The sequence below is a fragment of the Nonomuraea sp. NPDC049486 genome (assembly GCF_040676925.1).
Lineage (GTDB): Bacteria > Actinomycetota > Actinomycetes > Streptosporangiales > Streptosporangiaceae > Nonomuraea > Nonomuraea ferruginea.
In genome coordinates this window covers 323438-349479 of the sequence record NZ_JBFAPV010000005.1, presented here as the reverse complement: position 1 = coordinate 349479, position 26042 = coordinate 323438, and the positions used below count along the sequence as shown (strand labels likewise).

Sequence of the window (26042 nt, the reverse complement as noted above, 5' to 3'; positions counted from 1 at the left end):
CGTCCGCCTGGCCTGACCCGCCTTGCCGGTCGGGTTCAAGACGTGGTCCGCCTGGCCTGACCCGCCTTGCCGGTCGGGTTCAAGACGTGGTCCGCCTGACCCGCCCCGCCGGCGGGTTAGGTGGTCTTGCGTACGGCTTCCTGCAGTTCTTCCTTGTCCATCTGGGAACGGCCGGGGATGTCCGCCTTCTGGGCCTGCTCGTACAGTTCGGCCTTGGTGGCGCCGCCGGCCGTCAGGGCCCGCAGCTCCTCGTCCCGGCGCTCCTCGAAGGCCTTGCCGAGCTCCCGCAGCCGCTTCTCGCCGGCCTGCTCGGCCAGTTGCGGGAGCAGTTCGCCCTCTTCCTCCTCGACGTGGTGGTTGACGGACTCGACGAGCTTGTCCAGCGTCCGGCGGAACTCGGGGGTGCCGGGCCGGGACCGCACCAGCTCGTCGAGGAGCACCTCGGCCTCCTTGTGCTCCTCCAGGCCGTGGTGCGCGTCGAGGTCCGGGTAGACCCGGTCCTCCTCGGCGCGGGCGTGCGCGATGAGCAGGGCGTGCAACTCGGTCACGGCCGCCTTGGGGTCGCCCTCCTCCTTCTTGAGCCGCTCGAAGAGCGCCTCGACCTTGCGGTGGTCATTCGTGATCAGGGTGATGACGTCGGTTGCCATGACGTCCGTGGCTACCCCTTCCCTCACCGCCCAATCGCCGCGCCGGTCAGCGCGCGCGGGTCCGTCGCACCGGCCAGCATCCCGTCCGGCAGGACGTCGATGAGGTGCGCGTGGCCGAACGCGCCGCCGGGCACCGGGGACACCCGATGGCCGAGCGCGGCCAGCCCGTCGCGCCAGCCGGTGCCGTCCTCCAGTTCCACCACCGCCCCCTCGGCGCGGCGCCAGGTGTCGAAGCCGGTGCCGCTGCCGAACCGCCAGCGCGGCGCCGCTATCGCCTCTCCCGGGCTCTGCCCGTACCGCAGCAGCCTGGTGATGATCTGGAGCAGGATCTGCGGCTGCGCGTCGCCGCCCATCGTGCCCGCGACCGAGCGGAGCGAGCCGTCGGGGCGGGTGATGAGCGCGGGCGTGAGCGTGTGCGGCGGCCGCCGCCCGGGGCCGTACTCGGCGGGGTGGCCCGGCTCCAGCGAGAAGCCGATGCCGCGGTTGTGCAGGTTGATGCCGGTACGGGGTTCGAACAGGAAGCTGCCGAAACCGGAGGCGTTCGACTGGATGAGGGAGACGGCGAGCCCGTCGCCGTCCACCGCGCAGAGGTACGTGGTGTCGCCGTCGGCGGCGGGCACCTTGAGGTCCCCGCGACCGGTCAGCGCCCGGCGGCGCTCGATCTCGGCGGGGGAGAGCAGGCCGGTGGCGTGCTCGTGCAGCAGCGCGTCGCGGTCGTGCGCGGCGGCGCGGGCGGACCGGGCCAGCGCGTGCGCCCAGGCGGCGTGCGCGGTCGAGGGCGGCAGCTCCAGCCCGTCCAGGATGCCCAGCGAGAGCAGCAGCAGGTAACCCTGGGAGTTGGGCGGGGCGGACCACACGTCGTGGCCGAACGCGCGCACCCGCAGGGGTTCCACCCAGTCGGCGTTGTCCCGCTCCAGGTCGGCCCGCGTGTACTCGCCTGACCCCAGCTCCAGCAGTCCCTCGCCGAACTCGCCCAGATAGAACCCGGCGCGCCCGCCTTCGGCCACCGCCTCCAGCGCGCGGGCCACGCCCGGCCTGCGGACCCGGTCCCCGGCGGCCCGGATCTCGGCGAGGTCGCCGGCGTCCGGCCGGTCCGCGATCTCCCGCGCCATCGGCGCCAGCAGCGGCGAGGCCGGGAAACCGTCGCGGGCCAGCCGTACGGCGGGCGCGAACACGTCGGCCAGCGGGAGCCGGCCGTACCGGGCGTGCAGCGCGAGCCAGCCGTCCACGCAGCCGGGCACCGGCACGGACCTGACGTCCAGCCGGTGCGGCATCCGCCGGTGCCCCTCCGCACGCAACCGCCCGGCGTCCGCACCGCTCCCGGCCCTGCCGGACGCGTTGAGCGCGTGAACCGGCCCGCGGTCCGCACCGGTCCCGGCCCTGCCGGACAGGTTGAGCGCGTGAACCGGCCCGCCGTCCGCACCGCCCCCGGACCTGCCGGACGCGTTGGGCGCGTGGACCGGCCCGCCGTCCGTCGGGTGGCCGTCTCGTACGGGACCAGGGCGCGGGCCGGATAACGCGGGGCCGTCGTGGACGAGGGCGAAGAGGTCGCCGCCGAGCCCGCACATGTGCGGGGAGGTGACGGCGAGCACGGCGTTGGCGGCGATGGCGGCGTCGGCGGCGGAACCGCCGCGGTCGAGCGCCGTCACCCCGGCGGCGGACGCGAGATGGTCGATGCTGCATACCATCCCAGAGGGGGCGTATCGGGTGTTTCGCACCCGTCGAGACTAGGCGTTCTCCATCGCCACACGCGCCGGAGCCGGGCCGGTGGCGGTCTTCCTGAACCGCGCCAGCGCGGCCGCCGCCAGCAGCGTCGCGACGACGCAGGAGACGCCGCCCACCTGCAGCGCCAGCCGGGGGCCGAAGGAGTCGCTCAGCCAGCCCAGCACCGGCCCGCCCAGCGCGCCCGACGCGGCGCCGGCCATGCCCAGCGCGGCCAGCACCCGCCCGCGCATGGCGTCCGGGCTGTCGAGCTGCGCCCGCGCCGAGACCGTGGTGTCGACCAGGATGGCGCCGGCCGCGATGGGCAGCATGAAGGCGGCGAAGGCGGCCAGCGACGGCATCAGGCCGCTCAGCGCCTGCAGCACGCTGATGGCGAACGCGGAGATCAGCAGCAGCCGGATCGTCAGCCGAGGCCGCGAGGCGGCGAGGAACCCGCCCACGACGGTCCCGGCGGCGAACACCGTGGACAGCAGCCCGTACCCGCCCGCGCCCGCTGCCAGCGGGCCCGCGCTCATCGCCGCCATGGTCACCTGGTAGTTGCGGCCCAGACTGCCCAGCACGATCGACAGCGCGAGCAGGACGAGCAGCCACGGGGTGCGCGCCACGTACCGCAGCCCCGCGAGCACCGCCCCTGGCCGGTGCTCCTCGGCGGCCAGCTCGTGGAACTCCGACGACCGCATGCGCATCACCGCGACGATCACCGCGAAGAACGTGAGCGCGTTCGCCGCGAACAGCACGGCGTTCCCGGTGAGGGGCAGCATCATCCCGGCCACCGACATGCCGAGGATGCGCCCGGCCGAGTTGATGATCGAGCCGAGCGCCATCGCGTTCGGCAGGTCCTCCCGGGGCACCACCTCCGCCCCGAACCGGCCGAGCGCCGGCCCGCCCAGGGCCGACACCACCCCGCCGGCCAGCGCCACCGCGTAGATCGGCAGCGGCGACCGCACCCCGGTCAGCGCGATCACGGCCAGCACGGCGGCGAGCGCGGCCTGCGCGAGCTGGGCGGCGACCACGACGGGGCGGGTCGGCAGCCGGTCCGCCAGCGCCCCTCCCCACATGCCGAGCAGCAGCGTGGGCAGCGCCTGCATGACCAGGCTGAGCCCCACGCTGGTGGCCGAGCCGGTGATCGTGAGGACGAGCCAGTTCACGCCCAGCACCTGCATCCAGGTGCCGGTGATGGAGACGAGGTCCGCCCCTGCCCACAACCTGTAGTTGTGATGACGCAGGGCACGGAAAGTAGAGGCGGTGAGCGACAAGACTTGTCCCGGATTTGACGGTGCGGCCGAGGGGGGAACACGCCGCTCCGAAAGCTGGATTCCGGAATGACCGAAATGTGTGCTATTTCACCCCGTGGAAAGGTTTAGCCCTGCTGCATCAGGACCTGCCCGGCGGGGAACCGCTTCTCGGCGCCGAGCCCGAGCAGCGCCTGCGCTCCGGGTAGGGCAGGTAGGCATAGTGGTAATCCGTGGCCTGGCTGGTCAGGCAGGGTACACGCGGCCGCTGATGATCGTGGCCAGGCAGGCGGGGCCGTGCATCAGGGCGGAGTACGGATAGCGCCCGCGGGCCTCGAACACCGCGAAGCTGGCCCGGCCGCCGTGATGCAGGCGGCCGAGGCCGCCGGGCCCGCCCGCCATGCCGAGGGCCCTGGCGCCGCCGAGCGTGGCGGCCTCCACCAGCGCGCGGTCCAGCCCGCGCGGACGCAGCCCCAGCTCCCGCACCCGCGCCCGGACGGCCGCCGCGCACGCCAGCACGTCCCCGTGCGCCGGCGCGGTGCCGATGGCGAGCGGGATGCCCTCCTCGACCAGCGCCGGCCACTCGTCGACGCCCGGCCCGGGGCGCAGCGCCACCGTCGTGCCCCGCAGCTTGAGCAGCTTGCGCTCGCCCGGGTCCAGCGGCCGGGCGCACGCCGCGTGGCAGTGCGGCCCGAGCACGCCCGCCTCGTCCAGCCCGGCGAGGGAATGGCGGTCCAGGTCGACCAGCAGCCGCAGGCCGAACGTCCTGGCCAGCAGGGCCACGTCCTCCAGCACGTGCGGGTCGCGCGTGTGCGGGGCGATGCCGACGGGCCGGTCCATCTCGCGGATGGCCGTGATGAGCGCGTCGCGCCGGCTCTCCTCCCACTCCCGCTCCGACTCGCAGGTCACGGGCACGTACGCGACGCTCGCGGCCGGCCCTGGAGCGGCGGCGGGGTCGCCCAGCTCGGCCGCGCGGGCCACCACCCCCGGCCCGGGGGCGCCGCCCGACGCGTACGCGTCCACCAGCCCGGCGACGATCGTCCCGCGCCAGTGGTGCTCCTCGGTGACGCGGTAGCGGCCCAGCAGCTCGTCGCGCGGCCCGACGCGCAGCACCCGCTCGCCACGCACGGCGACGGCTCCGTTCCTGATCGGCTCGGTGGCGATGGGCAGGACCAGCGTCGCGGAATGGAGGACCACGGGTCTGGACACACGGGGGTTCAGAGCCGGACGCGCGCGCTTCACGACCCCCATCGATACTCCCGTGGCAAATATCCCTTTTATGCATTAAACGTGAGCGCGCGTGCACACCGCAATCATCCGATCCCGTCACGCGGCCGGTAGCGGCCTGACAGACGGGCCAGCTTGAGGCTCAGGTGCAGCGCCAGCCGCTCTCCGCCGTCCTTCAGGTCGGTACGGGCCAGCTCCTCGACGCGCCGCAGCCGGTAGTACAGCGAGGTCCGGTGCAGCCGCAGCGCACGCGAGGTGGCGACGGCGCTGCCCGCCAGGTCCAGATAGGTCTCCAGCGTCTCCAGCAGCGGCAGGTGCTGCGTGTCGCCCAGCAGGGGCTCCAGCCCGGGATGCAGCTCGGAGTCGGGCAGCCGGGTGAGCATCCGGTAGACGCCCAGCCGCTCCCACAGCGCGGAACGGCCGAGGCCCGGCACCCGCGCGGCCACGTCCGCCGCGTGCCGCGCCTCGGCGTAGGACCCGGCCGCCTCGGCCAGCGCCGGCCTCGGGCGGCCGATGCCGACCACGACCGGCACCGACATGGCCGCGTGCACCTCGTCGGCGGCGATCGGCGGGCCGGCCACGAGCAGCGCCGCGTGGTCGTAGCGGACCAGATGCAGCGGGTGGTGCCCGCTCAGCCGCCGCCGCAGCGCCAGCAGCCCCTGCTCCAGCGCCAGGCGCAGCGCGTCGTCCGGCTCGCCCGCCGGCGGTCTGGCCACCAGCACGGTCACCGGCTGCGCCTGCGGGAACGCGCCCGCCTCGATGAGCTGGAGCGCCGCCTCCCGCTCGCCCATGAGCAGCCCGCTGACCGCCTCCAGTTCCCGGTGCGAGGCCAGGCCGGTGGCCAGGCTCTCGTGGAACAGCGCCAGGGCCAGCGCCGGAGCGGCCGCGGCGGCCTCGGCCACCTGAGGGCCCGACATGGCCGGCGCCGTGTCGATGAACCACAGGAATCCCAGCAGCGCCGCCTCGTGCCGTACCGGGACGCACCACCGCGGCAGCAGCCCGAGCTGCGGCGCGCCCGGCGTGCGCAGCGGGTCCTGCGCGTCGTGCACCCCCGCGGCGCGCAGGAACTGGCGGACCTCCGGCGTGGTGCGGCGGCGCAGGATGGAGTCGCGGCGGATGTCGTCCATGGCGCCGTTCTGCTCGCTGTAGGCGATGACCCGCTGCAGCCGGTCCTCCAGCAGGAGCGGGCGGCCGAGCCGGGCCGCGAGGTCGTCGACGATCCGCTGAAGATCCGCCACGGGCGCCCCTTGATCAGGACTTTTCATCATTTGTTGGAAGCGCTGCTACAGGTCTTCCCTACAACTGAACGGTGATCTCGGTCAATATGCTCTATACCGTCGAGCCGTGATTGTCCCGAAGAAACTGCTGGGAGCCGTGCTGTCAGCCATCGTGCTGATCCCGGTGAGCCTGATGGCGACTCCCGCTTCCGCAGCACCCCCCGCAGACGACCCCGAGCATCCCTGGCGGCTCGACCACTGGCCCCAGACCCAGCCCTGGCAGCGTGACGCGCCCGCGGAGAACCCCAGCGCCCTGCGCGGCCGGCCTTCGGCGGGCTTCGAGCCGATCGACCCGCAGAACTGGGAGAACCCGGACCACATGACGTGGGCCGACTACAAGAAGATCCCCGGCACCAACTGGAACGACCCCTCCGCCGAGGGCTCCGTGCGCACCTTCAAGGGCGCGCTGGTGCTGCTGGACTACCCCAACCAGCCGTTCGTGGTCACCCAGCCCCAGGGCTCGACCATCTTCGGCAACCCCAGCGCCCAGGCCCACGACGTGCCCCGCGACCAGGTCGCCAAGTTCTACCAGGACTTCCTCAACACCCCGAACGACCTCAACAAGGGCCACACCATCCACGAGTACTGGATGGAGGACTCCGGCGGGCGTTACGGCGTCGATCTGACCGGGTTCGGCCCGTACACGATGCCCGGCAAGGACCACGAGTACGCGCTGGAGTACCAGCGGGACGCCTGCCCCGCCGGCGACACCTGCAACCGCAACCTGCGCACCGACGGCAACGCCGCCTGGCTCGCCGACGTCGGCCAGGAGGTGGCCGACCAGTTCGACTTCGTCTTCTACGTGAGCGCCGGCCAGGACGAGTCGTCCACCTGGCAGGAGTTCGGCATGATGAAGTTCCCCACGAAGGAGGACGTGCCCGACGCGTGGGGCCCCGAGAACGACCCCGCCCTGCCCAACTGGTCCAGGACCCGCTACGTCGAGTGGACCTCCTGGCAGGCGGGCTCCACGTTCTGGCCCAACGCCCGCTTCGGCATCGACTCGGTGCAGGCCGAGAGCTCGGGCATGGCGGTCTACGCCCACGAGCTGAGCCACATCATGGGCATCGCCGACAACTACAACAACCCGTACGGGGTGCCGCCGCGGCGCGCGTACACCGGCATCTGGGAGATGCTCAGCCGGGGCAGCTTCAACGGGCCCGGCGGCCCGCACTCCCGCTGGCTGATCCCGCCCACCGCGGGCGCGTCCATGGGCGCGCAGCACATGCTCCGCAACAAGATCAAGCTGGAGATGGTGGACGAGCGGAACGTGCTGCGCCTGTCCCGTGAGGCGCTGGACGAGTCCGGCCTCGTCACGGCCAAGGTGACCGCCCGCGCCGTCCAGCCGGGCGACAAGGGCCTGTCCGGGATCAACATCGCCTTCGACACCGGTGACAAGAGCCCCGCCTGCGACCCCGGCACCGACCCGATGTGCGACGGCGGCGGCTACGACAACTACACGGTCGAGGTCGTCGACCGGATGGGCAGCGACTCGTTCACCCCCGACTCCGGCGTGCTCCTGGCCAAGACCAAGAACGCCGACCGGGCACCGTTCGAGTGGGTGATCGACGCCAACCCGCAGGACATCGGCATGACCGACTACGTGATGCCCGACGGCACCGAGGTGCCGATCACGATCGGCGACTACCGTCAGCTGTCCGACGCGCTCTTCCACGCCGGCACCGACTCCGGCAGCGAGTACGAGTACGTCGACGAGGCCAACCGGCTGCACTTCTACATCACCGACGTGCACCGCGACCGCAAGGGCATCCTGTCCTACACCGTGGCGATCCGCTCCCTCGACGGCGCGGGCCCGCAGCGGCGCGGCGTGCGGCTGCTGCCCGGCGCCGGCGTCCCGTCCGGCAAGAACCTGTCCACCTGCAGATTCCCGCTGTTCAACACCGGCAGGTCGGCCCCCGCCCAGGGGCAGCACCCCGAGGACGTCAGCGCCTACCTGAAGTCCGACGTCTACCGCCTCACCGCGGAGGTCTCGGGCAAGGGCTGGACCGCTCAGACGCCCAACGCGCTGGCCACCGTCGAGTTCGGCGGGCACGACACCGTGACCGTCAACGCCGTCCGCGGCTCCGGCGGCGACCGGCTGGCCCGGGTCAAGCTCACCGCCACCTCGGAGAGCGACCCGGCCAAGTCCGCGACCGCCACGTGTCTCGTGGTGGGCGTCTGAATGAACGATGGGGTACGGCTGGCGCGAGCCGTGCCCCATCGGTTTGAATCCGATCATGACAGGTGACCTGCCTGACAAACCGCGACCGCGGCGGTTAAGAAAGATCGGGGTGGCCGCGCCGGTCGCCGCGGGCTTCGCCGCCGCCGCGGCCAGCATCTTCGCGGCCGCCCTGGAGTGGGAGATCCCGCCGGTGGCCAAGGTGGGCGTCACGGCGGCGGCCGCCCTCCTGGTGGGCGTGGCCACCTGGGCCACCACCGAGGTGCGGCCCCGCCGCGTGACACCGGCCGAGCCCGCCTCCAGGGCGCCCGAGCAGTGGCCGCCCGTGCCGGAGCACTTCACCGGCCGCGCCGACGCGCTGGCCGAGCTGCGCGAGGTGTTCGCCGCCCGCAGGAAGGCCGCGGCCCCCGCACCGGCGCTGGTGGTCTCCGTGTACGGCAGGGGCGGCGTCGGCAAGTCATCCCTGATCACCCGGTTCGGCCAGGAGGTCGCCGGATCGTTCCCCGACGGCCGCCTCTACGCCGACCTGCGCGGCGGCGTCGACTCCCCGGTACGGCCCGAGGAGGTGCTGATCGGATTCCTGCGCGCGCTCGGGGTCCGGCTGGCCATCGACCCCGGCGGGCTGGAGGAGCTGCGCAAACTCTGGCTGACCTGGACCAAGGACCGCAGGATCCTCATCGGCCTGGACAACGCGCACAGCGCCGATCAGGTCAAGGCGCTGATCCCGGCCGAACGCGGCTGCGCCGTGCTGGTCACCTCCCGCCAGCCGCTGTTCCTCGGCGGCACCCACGACACCCGGCTCGGCCCGTTCAGCGAGGCGCACGGCGTCGAACTGCTGGCCAGGCTGGCCGGCGGCGAGCGGGTCTTCGAGGACCTGGAGTCCGCCAAGGAGATCGTGCGGCTCTGCGACTACCTGCCGCTGGCCATCGGTATCTGCGGCGGCCGCCTGGCCACCCGCGAGCAGTGGACGCTGCGGCAGATGGCCGACCGGCTGGCCGACGAGCGCCGCCGCCTGGACCAGCTGGAGCTGGCGCCCACGGTGGACAAGAGCGTGCGGGCCTCGGTGCAGCTCAGCTACGACGACTGCACCGGCATGCAGCGGCGGCTGCTGCGGCTGCTCAGCGCCCTCAGCTCGGCGCCCGACGTGCCCGGCTGGGTGGCGGGCGAGCTGCTCGACATCTCCACCCTGGACGGCGCCGACCAGCTGGAGGCGCTGATCGACGCCCAGCTCGCCGAGTGCTCCGGCACCGACCTGACCGGCTCGATGCGCTACCGGCTGCACGACCTGGTCGCCCTGTTCGCCGCCGAGCCGGCGGGCGACGACGACCCGGCCAGGCGCGGCGACGCCGTCGAGCGCGTCCTGCACGGCTACCGCCGCCGCGCCGAGGAGGCGGCGCAGAACCGCTGGCCGCAGGACTGGAGCAAGGGCGGCCGCCGCTCCACCGCCGAAGGCCAGATCCACGCGGGCGACTGGCTGAACGCCGAGCGGCTCACGTTCATGGCGATGATCGGCATCGCCAGGCGGCTGGAGCTGTGGGAGCTGACGTGGGGGCTGTCGCGGGCGTTCTGCTCGCTGTGCCACTCGCTGCGCGCCTACTGGGCCGACTGGGCGGAGGCCGCCGACATCGGCTGCGAGGCCGCCGAACGGGCCGGCGACCGGCGCGCGCGGGCCATCGCCGCGCTGGACCGCGCCGCCGTCTGGGGCGGGCAGGGCGGCCAGGAGCGCGGCCGGGCGGACGCCGAGCAGGCGCTGGAGGCGTTCACCGAACTGGGCGAGACGTGGTGGGCGGCCAGGGCGCTGCGCACCATCGGCATGACGCTGTTCAGCGACGGCCACCTCGACCGGGCCCAGGAGTTCCTGGTCGCCGCCATCACCGCGTTCAAGGGCGTCGAGGACTTCTGGTGGATGGCGCGTACGCAACGCAACCTCGCCGAGATGCGGCTGGCGGAACGGCGCCCCGAGGAGGCCAGGGAGCTGCTGGAGGACGCGCTGGAGGTGTTCGAGCGCGAGGGCAACCGCTACTCCGAGGCGCAGACGCTGCGCGTGTACGGCGAGGTGCTCGCCGCCCAGGCCCGCGGCCTGCACCGGGCGGGAGACCAGCGGGCGGCCGTCGAGACCTTCACCAAGGCCGGCTACAGCCTGGACCGGGCGGCCGAGATGTTCCGGCGGCGCGGCGAGCTGTGGGAGGAGGCCCGCTGCCTGCGCGCCGCCGGCGAGGTCGGCGACCCGTCCAGCGGCCTGCGCGAGCTGGAGGTGGCCCGCCGGGCGGGGGAGATCCTGGAGGCGCTCGGCGACTCCTGGGGCGTCGCCCGCTCGGCCCTGTCGGTCGGCCGGGTGCTCGGCAGGCTGCGCCGCGTGGCGGAGGCCGAGCGCGAGCTGCGCCGCGCCGTCGACGCCTTCGAACGGCTGGGCGACCGCTGGTGGATGGCGCGCGGCCTGCAGTACATCGGCGAGGCGCACCTGGACGCGGGCGCCGGGAGCGCCGCCGGGCCGCCGCTGCGCCAGGCCAGGGACATCTACCGCAGCCTGGGCAACGAGGCCGGCGTGCGCCGCACGCTGGAGCTGCTCAAGGCCGCGGAGGCCTGAGCAGCTCGCCCGCCGCCTGCCTGGCCTGGTGGATGCTCTCCTCGAACAGCTTGCGCGCGTGTGCGGCCTGGTCGGTCAGCTCCCGCAGGTGCGCGCGCGCCATGTCGTCGCGCACCGTGTCGGCGATCAGCTCCTGGTAGTCGGGCGTGCGCGCGGCCAGCGCCTCCAGCCGCCGGTGCGCGTGGAACACCCGGTCGGCCTTCACCACCTGCTTGGCGTACTGCTCCAGGTTGCGCACCCGCTTCGACAACGACGTCCAGGCCGCGTCCAGCGCGGTGCTGTACGGCTTGAACGCGTCCTTCAGCCCCGTGGGCAGCTCGCGGGGGACCAGCTTGCCGTGCTCGGCGTGCATGGCCGACAGCTTGCGCAGCCGTTGCGCGATCTGCCAGACCTCCTCCGGCAGCGTCACCCGGTTGTCGATGGTGTCGATCAGCCCTTCCCTGTGCACCTGCGACCCGAGGATCGCCTCGGCCGCCCGCTGGGCGCGCCGCAGCAGCACCTGGCAGGGGTAGTCGAGGTCCTCGGGGAGGATGTAGTAGTTGGCGTACTCGTAGGCCAGGGCGAGCCTGCGGCGGGTCGCCCTGTTGTACGACCCGACGGAGAGCCAGCGGATCAGTCCGAAGAGGCCGGCGCCGACGGCCGCCGTGATGACCGCGCCGGTCCCCGTCACCATCCACAGCAGCAACAGGAAACCGGGCAGGACGAACAGCCAGGTGAGGTTGCGAGGTGCCATCCGCCAGCCGGACCTGGCCAGTCTGAGCACGTGCGGGCTCGACCGGAGCTCGACGGAGACGTCCGGGGGCAGCGATGGATCGATCACCAGCCGAGGGGGCAGAGCACGTGGATCCATACGTTCATGCTGCGTTATGAACCGCGAATCCGCTCATGTTTGCGGGACATATAGGGTCGGCGGGGTGAACGTGATGAGCAGATGGATCGATCTCGACGGCGCCGTCAACGTCCGTGACCTGGGCGGGATTCCGACGCGTGACGGCGGCGTCACACAGTTCGGCCGCATCCTGCGGTCGGACAACCTCCAGGGACTGACCCCCGCCGACGTCTCCCGGCTGGTCGGCGAACTCAAGCTGCGGCACGTGGTCGACCTGCGCTCGACCCCCGAGGTGACGCTGGAGGGCCCGGGGCCGCTGGCCGAGGTGCCCGAGGTGACCCATCACCACCTGACGCTCTTCCCCGAGGGCGGGCGGCGCACCGACGTCGAGGCCGACACCATCGAGGCCGACCGGGTGCTGCCCTGGCACGAGCGCCAGGGCGACGTGGAGCTGCGCGTCACCGGCTTCTACTACGGCTACCTGCGCGACCGGCCCGACGCGGTGGTGCGGGCGCTGCGCACGATGGCGCGCGACGACGGCGCGGCCGTGGTGCACTGCGCCGCGGGCAAGGACCGCACCGGCGTGCTGTGCGCGCTCGCGCTGGAGGTGGCCGGCGCCACCCGCGAGGCCATCGTGGCCGACTACGCGGCCACGGGGGAGCGGCTGGAGCTGATCCTGCGCCGCCTGCGCGGCAGCTCCACCTACCGCGACGACCTCGACTCGCGCCCGGCCGACGACCACATGCCGCGCCCGCGCTACATCGAGCAGTTCCTGAGCGTGCTGGACGAGAGGTTCGGCGGCCCGCTCGGCTGGCTGGCGCGGCAGGGCTGGACCGACGACGACAGCCAGGCGATGTACGACCGCCTGCGCGGCTAGCCCACCCGCACCACGGTCCGCTCGCCGGCCGACCGGCGGGCCGCCTCGATCACGGCCAGCGCCTCCACGGCGCTCTCGGGAGTCACCGGAGGCGGCCCGCCGGTGCGCAGCGCGGACTCCACCTCGCGGTAGAAGTCGAGGTAGGCGCCCGGTTCGGTGGGCACCTCGCGCAGGTCGTCGCCGGCTCCCGCCACGCCCCAGCGGTCCGCGTCCTCCTCGCCGAACCCCGCCGCGGCCGGCGACCGTCCTTCGCGCAGCCGTTCCTCCTGCACGTCGAGCCCGTACTTCAGGTAGGCGCCCGACGAGCCGAGCACGCGGAAGCGCGGCCCCAGGCTCGGGGTCACCGCGCTGACCCACAGGTGGGAGCGCGCCCCGCCCGCGTGCGTCAGCGCGACGAACGTGTCGTCGTCGGCCGCCACACCCGCGCGCCGCACGTCGCTCTCGCAGTAGACGTGGGTGACCGGGCCGAGCAGCTGGAGCGCCTGGTCGACCAGGTGGCTGCCCAGGTCGTAGAGGAGCCCGGCGGCGTCGCCGGGGCCGCCGGTCTCGCGCCAGCCGCCCTTGGGCGACGGCCGCCAGCGCTCGAAGCGCGACTCCAGCCGCCGCACCTCGCCCAGCGCGCCCTCCGCGACCAGCCTGCGCACGGTGCGGAAGTCGCCGTCCCAGCGCCGGTTCTGGAAGACGGTCAGCATCAGGCCCTTCGCGGCGGCCAGCCGGGTGACGGCGCGGGCCTCCTCCGCGGTGCGCGCGAACGGCTTGTCGACCACCACCGCCCTGCCATGGTCGAGGGCCTCGGCCGCCAGGCTCGCGTGCGTCCGGTTGGGCGAGGCGACCACCACCAGGTCGCACCGGCCCCACAGCGCCGCGGCCTCGGAGACGGGCTCGGCGCCGTAGCGGGCGGACACCTCGTCGCGGCGGGCCGGATCGCGCGTCACCACGGCCGTCAGCCGCAGCCCGGGCGTGGCCTCGATCAGCGGCGCGTGGAAGACCGCCCCCGCCGTGCCGTAACCGATCAGCCCGACCTGGATCTCGTCCATCGCCCCAGGCTACCCGGGGTGATCAATCGTCGTCGCGCTCCGCCAGGAACCGCTCGAACTGCGCCGCCAGCTCGTCGCCGGTCGGCATCGGGATGGACTCGGCGATCAGGTTCTCGCGCTCCTCGCCGGCCGCGAACGCGTCGTACTGCTGCTCCAGCCCGCTGATCGCGCTGGACAGCTCCGCCGAGGAGCTGATCTGCTCCTCGATCTCCACGGTCGTGCGCTCCGCGGCCTCGCGCAGGGCGTCGAGCGGGAACATCAGCCCGGTGTTCCTGGTGACCGCCTCCAGCGCGGCGACCGCGGCCGTCGGGTACTCGGCCTGCGACAGGTAGTGGGGCACGTGCACGGCGAAGCCGATCGCGTCACGCCCCTCCGCGCCGAGCCGGAACTCCATCAGGGCGGCCACGCTGCCCGGCACCTGCACCCGGCCGAACGTGCTCGGCTTGCCGCTCATCAGCTCCGGCCGGCTGGCGTGCATGGTGAGGCCCAGCGGGCGGGTGTGCGGCACGGCCATCGGGATGCCGTGCATGGTCACCATCTTGCTCACCCCGAACCGGCCGGCGAGCGTGCCGACGGCCCGGATGAACAGCTCCCACGCGCGGTCCGGCTCGGGGCCGGTCATCAGCAGGAAGGGGGTGCCCGTCGCGTCCTTCACGCTGTAGACGACCAGCTCCGGCGTCTCGACCTCCACCCACCTGTCGGTGTCGAACACCATGATCGGCCGCCTGGACCGGTAGTCGAGCAGCCGGTCCACGTCGAACGTCGCGACGACCCGGTGCTCCAGCTCGTCCAGCACGTGGCGCAGCGCGAGCCGTCCGGCGGCCCCGGCGTCGACGAAGCCGTCGAAGTGATACAGCAACACCGGATCGGTCAGCTCGGGGAGGTCCTCGGCGAGCCTGTATAGATCCGTCGGGTCGAACACGTTGGACAGCCTTTCCCTAGGTACTCACATCCAGAACCCACGGCGAGCCGGAACGATTCCGTGCAGGGCACCCTATCGAGACACAACGGGATACAGGGACGGGGACCCGGAGCCCGAAGAGTCCGCCACCAGGCTGTTCGACCCCGCCAGTTCCGGTGGCATGGAGGGCCTGAGCAACGGAGGGGGCGAATGGTTCACAGTATGAAATAACCTGCAAATGCATGATGGTAGCCGAGTGTGGCCTTTCGGACACTCTCTCGTCATGCTGGGTGGGTGGCTACTTCTGCGCACTCCTTTGGTAGGCGACCACTCCGCATCCCTCCGCTCCCGTGCCCCTTCCCCAACGAGATCAACGAGCACGCGGCCGAGGTCGACGCCGAGAGCCATCTGTGGCTGGCCGCCTCGTCCATGCTCGACGGAACCGGCGCGATCGAGCACTTCCGCCGCTCCAAGATCGGCATGCTCGCGGCGCGGACGAACCCGCCCGTGCCCCGCGAGAGCCTCAGACTGATCAACGATTGGTACAACTGGCTGTTCGCCTTCGACGACGCGTTCTGCGAAGGGGAGCTGATGGGCCACCGGCCCTCCGCCTTGGCCCGCGCCCTGCCGCCCCTGTTCGACGTCCTCGACAGACGCAGGGAACCGGCCCCCGGCGACCCCTTCGGCGTCACCCTGCGCGAGTTGCTCGACCGCATCGCCGAGCTGGGCACCCCCGCCCAGGTCGACCGGTGGCGGACGACCGTGAAGGAGTATCTCTTCGCCCAGATCTGGGAGGCCGCCAACCGCGAGGCCGACCTCATCCCCACCCCCGAGGACTACGTCCTCATGCGGCGCATCACCGGCGCCACGTTCACCTGCTTCGCCCTCATCGACGTCGGCGGCGGCTACCGCCTCGAAGCCGAGGAGTGGCACCACCCCGACGTGCGCGCCCTGTCCGACCTCGCCTGCGACCTCATCGGCTGGGACAACGACCTGCTCTCGTACGCCAAGGAACGCGGCAACGACAAGGCCCGGCACAACCTGGTCACCGTGCTGGCCACCCACCGGGCGCTGACCCTCCAGGAGGCGCTGCACGAGGTCTCCAGGATGCACAACGCCGCCATCGACGCCTTCGTCGAGCGGCGCGCCCGCCTCGACACCTGGGCGCCGCTGCCGGTCCGCAAGTACGTGCTGGGCCTCGAACACTGGGTACGCGGCCACATCGAGTTCTCGCTGGGCAGCGCGCGCTACGTGCACGCCTGGCCGACCGGCACCCGCTGGCCGCAGGCCGTCTGATCCGGTCCCCCCACGCCGTGCCGGTCCCGGGCACGGCGTTCACCGTCTCAGCCGGTGGAGTCCTCCGGGGCGTCCAGGTCGCCGAGCGCGAGCGCGGACGCCTCGTCGAGGTCCAGCCTGCCGCCCTCCTCGAACGCCGCCCAGTAGGCCTTCTCGCCCAGCGACTTCTGGCACTCCTTGACGCACTGGTCGTGGTCGGTGGTGAGGAACGGGGCGCCCAGCATGGGCAGCCCGGCCGTCTTCCAGTTCTGATGGAGCGCGCCGAGCAGCACCGCGGCCACCCGGTCCTGGTCGCGCGCCACGCAGATGCGCGCCGTGGTCTCCAGCGCCAGGAGGGTGCCGAGCGTGTCGTGGAAGTGGCGCTTGACCCGCAGCCCTTCCCGGGCGCTGTGCAGCGCCTCGTCGGGACGGCCGGTGGCCAGCTTGGTCAGCGACATCGCCCACTGCGCGTACGAGCCGACCCACAGCTCGCCCCGCTCACGGCACACCTGCAGGCAGTCCTGCAGCAGCGACTCGGCCTCGTAGACCTCGCCCTGGGCCGACAGCACCAGCGACAGCTCGACGATGGCGGGCAGCAGGCCCGGGTTCAGCTCCTTGTTGTCGGTGTTGAACTCGATCGCCACGCCCAGCAGCGCGCTCGCCTTCTGCAGGTCGCCCTGGAGCAGCGCGGCCGTGCCCTGCATCTTGGAGGCCAGGATGACCGCCCGCGAGTCGCCCACCCTGACCGCCTCGGTGCTGCACGCCTCGGCCGCCTCCAGCGCGCCCACGCTGTCGCCCTGGGCGCTGCGCACGTACGACAGCACCCACAGCGCCTTGCAGCGCTCCTTGCTCACGCCGGGGTTGGCCTCCAGCGCCCGCTCCAGGTAGAGCCGGCCCTCACGGACGAAGCCGCAGCACACCCACATGAACCAGAGCGACGACAGCAGGGTCAGCGCCATGAGCGTCTCGCCGGGGGTGCGCAGCGCGTGCTCCAGCGCGAGCCGTACGTTGTCGTGCTCCTGCCGCATCCGGATGAACCAGTAGATCTGCCGCGGCCCCGACCAGGCGTCCTCGCTGCGGGTGGCCAGCGACAGGTAGTACTGCAGATGCTTGTGGCGCATGACCTGGGTCTGGCCGAGCTTGTCCAGCCACTCCTCGCCGTACTCCGCCAGCGTGTCGATCAGCTTGTAGCGGACCCCGGCGTGGTTGCTGCGGATGAGCAGGATCGACTTCTCCACCAGCCCGGTCACCAGGTCGGTGATGTCCTCCGACGGCAGCCGCTCGTCGGAGCACACGAACCGGGCCGCGTCGAGCTCGAAGTCGCCGGCGAACACCGACAGCCGCGCCCACAGCAGCCGCTCGGCGGGCTCGCACAGCTCGTGGCTCCACCCGATGGCCGCCCGCAGCGTCTGGTGGCGCGGCAGGGCCGTGCGGCTGGCCCCGGCCAGCAGGCTGAACCGGTCGGCCAGCAGGCCCAGGATCTGCTCCACCGACAGCGCGCGCAGCCGCACCGCGGCCAGCTCGATCGCGAGCGGGATGCCGTCGAGCCGGCGGCACAGCTCGGCCACCGCGTTGATGTTGTCCTCGTCGAGCATGAAGTCGGGCTGGACGGCCACCGCCCGGGCCGTGAACAGCTGCACCGACTCGTTGGTGAAGAGGTTCTCCATCGGGTCGTCGTCGGGCACCTGCAGCGGCGGCACCGGCACCACCTGCTCGTAGGGCAGGTGGAGCGACTGGCGGCTGGTGGCCAGCACCTTCAGGTTGGGCGCCGCCTCCAGCAGCTCGTGCACCAGCTCGGCGCAGCCCTCCACGAGGTGCTCGCAGGTGTCGATGATGAGCAGCATGTCGCGGTCGCCGACCCACTCCGAGAGCGTCTCGGACTCGGCGCGCGAGGACTGGTCGGCGATGCCGAGCGCGGAGGCGATCGTGTGGCGGACCATGCCCGCGTCCTGAAGCCGGGCCAGGTCGGCGAACCACACGCCGTCGGGGTAAAGACCGCGGACCTGGTGCGCCAGCCGCAGCACGGTGCGGGACTTGCCGACTCCGCCGATGCCCGTGACGGTGACCAGGCGCGACTCACCGAGGTGTCGCTTGAGGTTGGCGAGGAGGCGGGTCCGCCCCACGAAGCTCGTCAGCTCCGCCGGTAGATTGCCGTCTCGCCGCCATCCTGTCGGGGTGGCCATCAACGACCTCACGGGGGATAGGCGACAACCTGCCCTCGCATCGTACCGCCGCTCCCGCGGGGTGTCCCGGCACCGGATTCCGGCCCGGGAGGGGGTTTGTAGCACCGAGTAGCATGATTGCCGTGCAGGATTTTCTCCCGGAGCAGACCTCCGACGACACCGACCTCGGCTGGGGCGACTGGCGCGACGACGACCCCGACGCCTTCTACCTCGACAACCGCCCCCCTCACTGGGGATAGTCCCGGAGCTCGCCGCGGGTGGCGAAGGCGTCGGTCAGCTTCAGCATGCCGCGCAGCAGCAGCCGCTGCTTGAAGACCTGGTTGCGCAGCGCGATGCGCGCCCGCGTCGGCGGGGCCAGGAACGGCCCCGCGTTGCCCTTCATGGCGGCCTTCGCGTAGGGGCGCATCACCTCCTCGTACTCCGCGAACGCGGCCCGGTGGTCCCCGCCCGCCGCGGCCAGCTCGCCCGCCAGCGTGTACGCGCCCAGCACGGCCAGCCCGGAGCCGAAGCCGCCCAGCGTGTTGCCGTAGGCGGCGTCGCCCAGCAGCACCACCCGGCCGCGCGCGTAACGGCCGAGTTCCGTCCGGCTGATCGCGTCCACGTACACGTCGTCCACGGCGGCGATCTCCCGCAGCACCTCCGGGATCCGCCAGCCACCGCCCCGGTACGCGTCCGCCAGGACGCGCCGCTGCTCGTCCACGTCGAACCTGTCGTAGGCGAGCGGCCCTGAGGCGAAGACGAAGAACGACGCCGCCTCCGGCCCGCCCAGCGACACCATCCGGCCGGGCTCGTTGTACATCTCGCCGGCGCCGTCCACGTCCAGCCGGGCCAGGGCGTAGTAGTAGCCCAGGTGCCGCACGTACCGCTCCTCGGGGCCGAACGCCAGCCCCCGCACGGTCGAGTGGATGCCGTCCGCGCCCACCACGAGATCGAACACACCCGGCGCGCCCCGCTCGAACGCGACCCGGACCCCGTCCGCCGCCTCCTCCAGCGCGGCGATCGAGTCGCCGAACACGTAGGCGCAGTCGCCGGCGGTCCGCTCGTGGAGCAGCGCCGCCAGGTCGCCGCGCAGGATCTCCACCTCACCGCCGGTGAACTCGGCCGGCATGACCGCCAGCCGCCTGCCCGCGCCGTCCACGATGACCTGGTCACTCCCGCCGGTCTGGCGGCGCCGCACCTCCTCCAGCACGCCCATCCGCGCCAGGACCTCCAGCTGCGCGGCGCCCTTGAAGTCCACGGCCTGCCCGCCGGGCCGCGATCCCGGCGCCTTCTCCACGACGGTGACCTCGCACCCGTACCGGCTCAGCCAGTACGCGACCGCGGGCCCGGCGATGCCGGCGCCGGAGACGAGAATCTTGAGTTTCCGCATGTGTCCGAGGCTGCCGCCCGCCGCTGACAACCCGCCCCCGGTCCGCTGACAGCGTCGTCAGCGTCTCGCGGGCGCTCCGCCCTCCAGCAGCGCGAGCGCCTCCTGCCTGCTCATCGCCTTCCCTCGCGCGTACGCCTCGGCGAAGGCCTCCGCCCCGGACAGCGCCCGCCCTCCGGCGGCGGTACGCGCGGCGTGTCGATCACCCGTCACCGGCGCCCCCCGCAGCGCGACCGCCGCCCCCAGCAACACCCCCACCAGCCACCCGGCGTCCACCTCACCGGCGCCGGGCTCCGCAGGCGTCGCGACCGGCTCCCCGGCGTCCACCTCACCGGCGCCGGACTCTCCGGCGGTGCGCGTGTCCGATGGGCGGGTCCTCGTCCCGGCGAGGACGGCGGCGGCCCGGGCCTCGGCGGCGTCGGCCAGGACCGTGCCGAGCGGGACATCGCGCGCGACGGCGAGGATCTCGCCGGAGACGGCTTCCGCGCCGAGGGCCCCGGCGTCGCCCGCCTCGGCCAGGCGGGCGAGCCCGAGCAGCACCCGCACGCGGGCGTGCCGGGCCCCGAACACCGCGCCGTCCGACGCCGCGAGCGCCGCCTCCAGGAGGCGGCGGGCCTCCCGCAGGTCCCCTTCGAGCAGCGCGACCTCCGCCAGCCCCGCCGACACCGGCACCGGCACCTCGCGCCCCGCCCGCCGGGCCGCCTCCTCGGCCCGCCGGTAGCCCGCCAGGGCCTGAGCCGGATCTCCTTCGCGCAGGAAGGCCTCGGCGCGGTGGGCCAGCACATCCGCGGTCTCTTCCAGGGCGCCCAGCTCGTCCAGCAGCTCCAGCGCCTCCCGCCACAGCTCACGCGCCCGCGCCCACTCGCCGCGCCGCCCGGCGATGGTGGCCAGGGCGTCGAGCGCCTGCGCGGTCCCCCACCGCTCGCCGACCTGCCGGAACAGCGCCAGTACCGCCTCCAGTTCCCGCTCCGCCGCCCGGGGCTCCCCGTCCAGCCACCGGACCAGCGCCCAGCCGAGCCGGCCCAGCGCCATGCTCCACGGATCGGACCCCAGCACCCGATCGTCGGCCGGCCGCACGCCCGAGGCGAACGGGCCGGCCGTCATCCCCCACAGCGCCGCGGTGAACGGGTTGCGCAACGGCCGCCGGAACCCCCGCATGTACGCTTCGGCCCGCGCCCAGTGCTCCCGGCCGGCGACGGGCGCGGCGTGCACCACGCACAGCACGTACTCCTCCTCCAGCCCTTCGACCGGGCCGTCCAGCAGCGCGGCGGCCGGCGACGCGGCCTGGCTCTGCCGCCCGCTCAGCCACCAGTACGTCGCCAGCGCCGACACCAGCCGCAAGGCCAGCGGCCTGTCGTGCCGGACGGCCCAGGTGAGCGCCGCCATCAGGTTGCCGTGGTCGGCCGACAGGAGGCGTAGCCGGCCGATCTGCTCCCCGCGCCGCAGCCACGGGTCGGCCTCCCGCGCCATGCCCTCGAACCAGCCGGCGTGCCGCTCCCGCACCCGTTCCCGCTCGCCCGCCCGGTCGAGCCGCCCGGCGCAGAACTCGCGGATGGTCTCCAGCATCCGGTAGCGGTCTCCGTCGAACAGCACCAGCGACTTGTCCACCAGCCCTTCGAGCGCGTCCGCGGCGTCCGGTCCGCACACGCCCAGGACCGCCTCCAGCGCGGCGCCCCCGGTGAACACCGAGAACCGCGCGGCCACCGCCCGCTCGTCCGGCGTGAGCAGGGACCAGCTCCACTCCACGGCGGCCCGCAGCGTCCGGTGCCGCCCGACGGCGCCCCGCTCGCCCCGGTCCAGCGCCAGGAACCGGCCGTCCTCCGCCAGCCGCCGCGCCACCTCCCGCACCCCGAAGGCGCGCAGCCGGGCCGCTGCCAGCTCGATCGCCAGCGGTATCCCGTCCAGCGCCGCGCAGACGCGCACGACGTCGGCCACGTTGCCCTCGTCCACGGCGAACCCGCTCCGCACGGCCGCCGCCCGCTCCGCGAACAGCCTGACCGCCGGGTACCGCAGCGCGTCGCGTACGGGCGAGTCCTCCCTGGGCGGCAGGCCGAGCGGCGCCAGGTCCAGCCGGGCCTCGCCGGTGATCCCCAGCGCCTCACGGCCGGTGGCGAGGATCCTCAGGTCCGGGCACTCGTCGAGCAGCGCGCGCACCAGCTCGGCGGCGGCTTCGACCACGTGCTCGCAGTTGTCCAGGACGAGCAGCGCCGGCCTCCCCGCCAGCGCCGCCACCAGCCGCCGCACCGGATCCCCGCCGCCCGGCGCGCGCAACCCGCCCTCCCGCGCCCCGAGCGCCCACAGGACCACCCGCGCCACCTCACCCACCGAAGGCGTGCTCCCTGCGGAGGGGAAGGCCGGGAGGGTGGAGAGGTCCGCGAAGAAGGCGGGCAGGGGGTCACGGGAGGCGGCTTCGACGGCGAGACGGGTCTTGCCGGTGCCGCCGGACCCGACGACCGTCACCAGGCGGGAGCCGCGCAGGGCGGCCAGCCGGTGGAGCTCCCGTTCCCGCCCCACGAAGCTCGTCAGCCGCGCGGGCAGCCCGCCCCCGGCGGGCGGGGCGGACTCCGGGCCGCGCAGTACGGCGAGGTGGGCGGCGGCCAGCTCGCCGGACGGGTCCACGCCCAGCTCGTCGGCCAGCAGCCGCCGCCCCTCCTCGAACGCCCCGAGCGCCTCCGCCTGCCGCCCCTGCGCCGCCAGGGCCCGTACGAGGAGAGCGCGCAGGCGTTCCCGGAGCGGGTGGGCGGCCACCAGCCGCCGCAGCTCGCCCACGGAGGGGCCGCCGGGCAGGCCCAGTTCGGCCTCCGCGAGGTCCTCGGCGGCGGACACCCGCAGGTCCTCCAGCCGCGTCGCGGCGGCCACCGCCGACGGCAGGTCCGCCAGCGGCGGCTCCCGCCACAGCGCCAGCCCCTCACGGAGGAGGGAGGCCGCCAGCGGCGGATCCCCCGCCTCCGCCGCCCGCCGTCCCTGGCGGACCAGCCGCTCGAAGCGGTGCACGTCCACGTCGTCAGGGTCGACGTCGAGCCGGTAGCCGGCGCCGGTGAACCCGATGAGCCCCGGCTCCAGCACCCGCCGCAGCCGCGACACCTGGGCCTGCACCGCGTTGGCCGCCCCCGCCGGCGGGTCCGCGCCGTACTGCCCGTCGATCAGGTCCCGTACCGCGACCGGACGGCCGGCCCCCAGCAGCAGCATCACCAGCAGCGCACGCGGCCGCCGCCCCGGCACGGAGACCGGCTCGCCCGCCGCCCGGCGTACCTCCAACGGCCCGAGCACCCTGAACCGCATGGGCCGACCCTACTCAGCTGACGACGTCCTTCACCCGGAAGCGGCGGAAGGCGATCGCGATGAGGATCGCCGCGTACGTGATCGACACCGAGGCGCCCTTGGCCATGCCGCTCCAGTCGAGTTCGGGGGCCAGGGCGTCGATCCAGGCGTTGTTCCAGAACGTCGGCAGGAACTCGCGTAGCACCCCCAGCGCCTCCACCGCCTGCAGGATGGTGCAGACGATCCAGAGCCCCACCGCGCCGCCCACCGCGCCCAGCGGCGAGTCGGTGACGGTGGAGATGAGGAACGCCAGCGCCGCCACGACGAGCTGGCTGACCAGCGCGTAACCGATCACGATGCCGAAGCGGGGCAGCACGTCGAGCGCCGGGATGGTCTCGCCGGTGCCGGGCACCTGGATGTCGTCCCAGCCGAAGGCCAGCGTGCCCGCCAGCAGGGCCATCAGCGGCAGGCAGATCACCGCGGCGGCCGAGTAGCCGAGCGCCACGACGAGCTTCTGCCGCAGCAGCCGGTCGCGCGGCACCGGCGCGGCGAGCAGGTAACGCAGCGAGGACCAGCTCGCCTCGCTGGCCACGGTGTCGCCGCAGAACAGCGCGACCGCCACCACCAGCAGGAAGCTCGCCGAGGCCGACAGCGCGAACGCGGCGAAGTTGAGCCCGCTCTCCGTCGCCAGGTCGGAGATCCGCAGCCCCTGGCCGTTGCCGGGGCCCTGCGGCCCGAACTGGAACGCGATGACCAGGATCCACGGCAGCGCCAGCAGCAGCCCGAACGCGACGATCGTGCGCCGCCGCTTGAACTGCCGGACGATCTCGACCCGCAGCGGCAGCGTACGGCGCGGCGCGTAGCCGGGTGCGGCCGTCATGCCTTGTCTCCGATCAGGTCGAGGAACACGTCTTCCAGGCGCGGGCCGTGCCCGTTGGTCGCGGTGGCCGTGCTGAGCAGCACCGACACCGGCCCGGTGGTGACGAGCTTGCCGCGGTGCATCACCACCACGTGGCTGCAGGTCTGCTCCACCTCGGCCAGCAGGTGGCTGGAGACGATCACCGTGCGGCCGTCGCGCGCGTAGCGCTTGAGCACCTCGCGCATCTCCCTGATCTGGGGCGGGTCGAGGCCGTTCGTGGGCTCGTCCAGCACGAGCAGGTCGGGCAGGCCGAGCATGGCCTGGGCGATGGCCAGGCGCTGGCGCATGCCCTGGGAGTAGGTGCGCACCGCGCGCCCCAGCGCCTTGCCCAGCCCGGCGATCTCGAGGGCCTCGTCGAAGCGGGCGTCGGCGGCCGGGCGGCCGGTCGCGGCCCAGTAGAGCTCCAGGTTGTCGCGCCCGGACAGGTGGGGCAGGAAGCCGGGCCCCTCGACGAACGAGCCGAGCCTGGACAGCACCGGCGCGCCCGGGGTGACGGGCTCGCCGAAGATGCGGACCCCGCCGCCGTCGGGGCGGATGAGGCCCATCATCATGCGCATCGTGGTGGTCTTACCGGCGCCGTTGGGGCCGAGCAGGCCCAGCACCTGGCCCTCCTCGACGCGGAACGACAGGCCGTCGACGGCGAGCTCGCCGTTGCGGTAGGCCTTGGTGAGCCCGCTGATCTCCAGCGGCGGCGCGTCGTCCGGCGCCGGGACGCGCTCGGCCGCGGGCGGCCCGGCGGCGCGGCGGGCGCCGGTGCGGCCGGTGGCGAGCACGACCGCGGCGACGGCGATCGCCGCCAGCGGCATCGCCCACACCCACCAGGCGATCCCGGACGGCGGGGCGGCCAGCGAGGACACGGTCGGCACCGACAGGGCGGGCGAGACCAGCCCGATCCGGTAGGAGGCGGGCTCGGCCGGAGTGGCGTAGGCCATGTCGGTCGTGGACACCACCAGCCGCAGCCGGTGGCCGGTCTCGAAGCGGTGGTCGACCGCCGGCAGGGTGACGGTGGCCTCCGCGCTGCCGGCGCCCTCGGGGATCGTCACCCGGAACGGCGCTACCAGCCCGGCGGGCAGCGCCGGCGGCTGGAACGAGTCCGGCACGTCGAAGAGCTTGGCGAACAGCGTCACCTCGCCGCTGCCGTGGACCCTGACCTTGACCGAAGGGCTGCCGGTGAGCTGGAGCGGCGCGGTGAGCGCGGCCGACTCGAAGGCGGCGCTCTGGCCGGGCATGTCGATCGACAGACCGGTGGTGCCCTGGCCTCCGCCGCCGAGCAGGCCGCTCACGCCGGGCACGGTGGAGACGGCGGCGGGGGAGCCGCCCGGCGGGTTGGCGACGTGCTGCTCCGGCCCGCTCAGCGTGACGGCGGTGACGTCGGTGCCGCCGAGTCCGGGGTAGGCGTCGGCCTCGGGGTGCAGGCGGATGCGCTGGCGGGTGCCGGGGTCACGGCCGCCGTCGCGGGTGATGGTGAAGGCGCTCACCGCGGCGGTGTCGTCGCCCTTCAGGTAGCGGCCGAACCAGGCCAGCGTCCGCTCACGCAGCCAGTCGGCCTCGCCGTTGCCGCCGTCATGGCCGCCGTCGTACCAGGCCAGGGAGACGGGCGTGCCGGCGGCGGCGATGGCCCTGGCGTTCGCGTCGGCGTGGCCGAGCGGGAACAGCGAGTCGCGCTGGCCCTGGATGAGCAGCGTCGGCGCCTTGACGCGGCCCGCCACGTGGACCGGGCTGGAGGCTCTGAGCAGCTCGACGGCCTCCGGGGTGGCCTTGCCGGTCTCGGCGACGTCCTGGTAGATCTCGCAGATCGAGGGCAGGAAGCGGCCGCACCGCGCCTGCTCGGCGGTCATCGGCTGCGGCCGGCGGGTGAGCGCCTCCAGCCCCTCGGCGGCGCCGCTCTGGACCGCGCCGCCCTGGCCGAAGAAGATGCCGGCCCACATGCGCTTGAACACGCCGTTGGCGGGCCCGCCGCCCGCGGCGTCGGGGAAGAGCGCGTCGCCCAGGTCGGACCAGGTGATCTGGGGGACGATCGCGTCCACGCGGGGATCGTGGGCCGCGGTCAGCAGCGCGATGGCGCCGCCGTAGGAGGCGCCGGTGATGCCCACGCGCGGGTCGCCCGCCGCGTCGAGCAGCACCTCGGGACGCCCGGCCAGCCAGTCGATGAGCTGCTTGACGTCCTTGACCTCGTAGTCCGGCGAGTTCAGCGCGATCTCGCCGGTCGAGCCGCCGAAGCCGCGCGCCGACCAGGTCAGCACCGCGTAGCCCTGCCGGGCCAGCTCCGTCGCCTCCGCGCGGACGCTCCGCTTGCTGCCGCCGAAGCCGTGCGCGAGCAGCACGGCGGGCGCCCTGCCGCCTCCCGGCGGCGGGAAGAAGGTGACGTCGAGCTCGACCCGCTGGTCGTCGGACGGCCCGTCCACGACGGTGATGCGCTGGGCCTGTCCGCGCACCTCGGGCACGGACGGCCACACCAGCCACACCGTCACCCCGAGCAGAGCGAGCACCGCGACCAGCGCGGCCGTACGTTTCATGCGGGGAGCC

General features: G+C 73.7%; 17 protein-coding genes. 4 read left to right on the top strand and 13 right to left on the bottom strand.

Going from position 1 to position 26042, the window contains the following annotated elements; translation table 11 throughout:
* Positions 1-116: 116 nt before the first annotated feature.
* From AB0K05_RS17630 to AB0K05_RS17610, 5 genes are all read right to left on the bottom strand, one after another.
* Positions 117-647, bottom strand: coding sequence for a hemerythrin domain-containing protein (locus AB0K05_RS17630; protein WP_148030255.1), 531 nt, complete (start codon positions 645-647; stop codon positions 117-119).
* A 23-nt stretch (positions 648-670) separates the two neighbouring features.
* On the bottom strand, positions 671-2365 hold the full coding sequence (locus tag AB0K05_RS17625) for a gamma-glutamyltransferase (protein WP_364230089.1): 1695 nt from the start codon (positions 2363-2365) through the stop codon (positions 671-673).
* Positions 2366-2374: 9 nt separating this feature from the next.
* Positions 2375-3625 carry an MFS transporter gene (locus tag AB0K05_RS17620; RefSeq protein WP_148030256.1) on the bottom strand — a complete coding sequence of 417 codons (1251 nt, stop codon included), beginning with the start codon at positions 3623-3625 and terminating at the stop codon, positions 2375-2377.
* Between the two features lie 222 nt (positions 3626-3847).
* Positions 3848-4810, bottom strand: a complete 963-nt coding sequence (locus AB0K05_RS17615; RefSeq protein ID WP_364230087.1) for a hypothetical protein — start codon at positions 4808-4810, stop codon at positions 3848-3850.
* Positions 4811-4914: 104 nt separating this feature from the next.
* Positions 4915-6066: a PucR family transcriptional regulator gene (locus AB0K05_RS17610; RefSeq protein WP_148030258.1), complete on the bottom strand. Its 1152-nt coding sequence runs from the start codon at positions 6064-6066 to the stop codon at positions 4915-4917.
* Between the two features lie 106 nt (positions 6067-6172).
* Here AB0K05_RS17610 and AB0K05_RS17605 point away from each other — a divergent pair, with 106 nt between their 5' ends.
* Positions 6173-8284 (top strand): M6 family metalloprotease domain-containing protein, encoded by a 2112-nt coding sequence (locus AB0K05_RS17605; protein WP_364230085.1) that lies wholly within the window; start codon positions 6173-6175, stop codon positions 8282-8284.
* A gap of 55 nt (positions 8285-8339) precedes the next feature.
* Positions 8340-10868, top strand: a complete 2529-nt coding sequence (locus AB0K05_RS17600) for a tetratricopeptide repeat protein (protein ID WP_364230083.1) — start codon at positions 8340-8342, stop codon at positions 10866-10868.
* Here the strand turns inward: AB0K05_RS17600 and AB0K05_RS17595 are convergent.
* Positions 10849-11718, bottom strand: coding sequence for a hypothetical protein (locus tag AB0K05_RS17595; protein WP_148030260.1), 870 nt, complete (start codon positions 11716-11718; stop codon positions 10849-10851). The genes AB0K05_RS17600 and AB0K05_RS17595 overlap by 20 nt on opposite strands.
* Positions 11719-11791: 73 nt before the next feature.
* On the opposite strand from AB0K05_RS17595, the gene AB0K05_RS17590 reads away from it, so the two are divergent.
* Positions 11792-12574, top strand: a complete 783-nt coding sequence (locus AB0K05_RS17590) for a tyrosine-protein phosphatase (RefSeq protein WP_148030261.1) — start codon at positions 11792-11794, stop codon at positions 12572-12574.
* Here AB0K05_RS17590 and AB0K05_RS17585 read toward each other — a convergent pair.
* Complete coding sequence (locus AB0K05_RS17585) at positions 12571-13611, bottom strand: Gfo/Idh/MocA family oxidoreductase (protein WP_364230080.1); 1041 nt, start codon at positions 13609-13611, stop codon at positions 12571-12573. The genes AB0K05_RS17590 and AB0K05_RS17585 overlap by 4 nt on opposite strands.
* 22 nt (positions 13612-13633) lie before the next feature.
* Positions 13634-14533, bottom strand: a complete 900-nt coding sequence (locus AB0K05_RS17580; protein WP_148030263.1) for a PAC2 family protein — start codon at positions 14531-14533, stop codon at positions 13634-13636.
* A gap of 273 nt (positions 14534-14806) precedes the next feature.
* Between AB0K05_RS17580 and AB0K05_RS17575 the strand changes: the two genes are divergently transcribed.
* Entirely contained in the window at positions 14807-15808 is a 1002-nt protein-coding gene (locus AB0K05_RS17575) for a hypothetical protein (protein ID WP_148030264.1), read from the top strand.
* Positions 15809-15855: 47 nt separating this feature from the next.
* Here AB0K05_RS17575 and AB0K05_RS17570 read toward each other — a convergent pair whose 3' ends face one another.
* The 5 genes from AB0K05_RS17570 to AB0K05_RS17550 all read right to left on the bottom strand — a co-directional run bounded on the left by AB0K05_RS17570 (position 15856) and on the right by AB0K05_RS17550 (position 26032).
* A complete protein-coding gene (locus AB0K05_RS17570) occupies positions 15856-17982 on the bottom strand; it encodes an AAA family ATPase (protein ID WP_308248751.1) in 2127 nt (708 codons plus the stop codon).
* 214 nt (positions 17983-18196) lie between these two features.
* The gene (locus AB0K05_RS17565) at positions 18197-19339 is read right to left on the bottom strand and encodes an FAD-dependent monooxygenase (protein ID WP_364230077.1); all 1143 of its coding nucleotides are present in this window, start codon (positions 19337-19339) and stop codon (positions 18197-18199) included.
* A gap of 57 nt (positions 19340-19396) precedes the next feature.
* The gene (locus tag AB0K05_RS17560; RefSeq protein WP_364230075.1) at positions 19397-22618 is read right to left on the bottom strand and encodes a BTAD domain-containing putative transcriptional regulator; all 3222 of its coding nucleotides are present in this window, start codon (positions 22616-22618) and stop codon (positions 19397-19399) included.
* Between the two features lie 13 nt (positions 22619-22631).
* Complete coding sequence (locus AB0K05_RS17555) at positions 22632-23477, bottom strand: ABC transporter permease subunit (protein ID WP_148030267.1); 846 nt, start codon at positions 23475-23477, stop codon at positions 22632-22634.
* On the bottom strand, positions 23474-26032 hold the full coding sequence (locus AB0K05_RS17550; RefSeq protein WP_364230073.1) for a CocE/NonD family hydrolase: 2559 nt from the start codon (positions 26030-26032) through the stop codon (positions 23474-23476). The genes AB0K05_RS17555 and AB0K05_RS17550 overlap by 4 nt, the downstream gene beginning before the upstream one ends.
* Between the last annotated feature and the right edge of the window lie 10 nt (positions 26033-26042).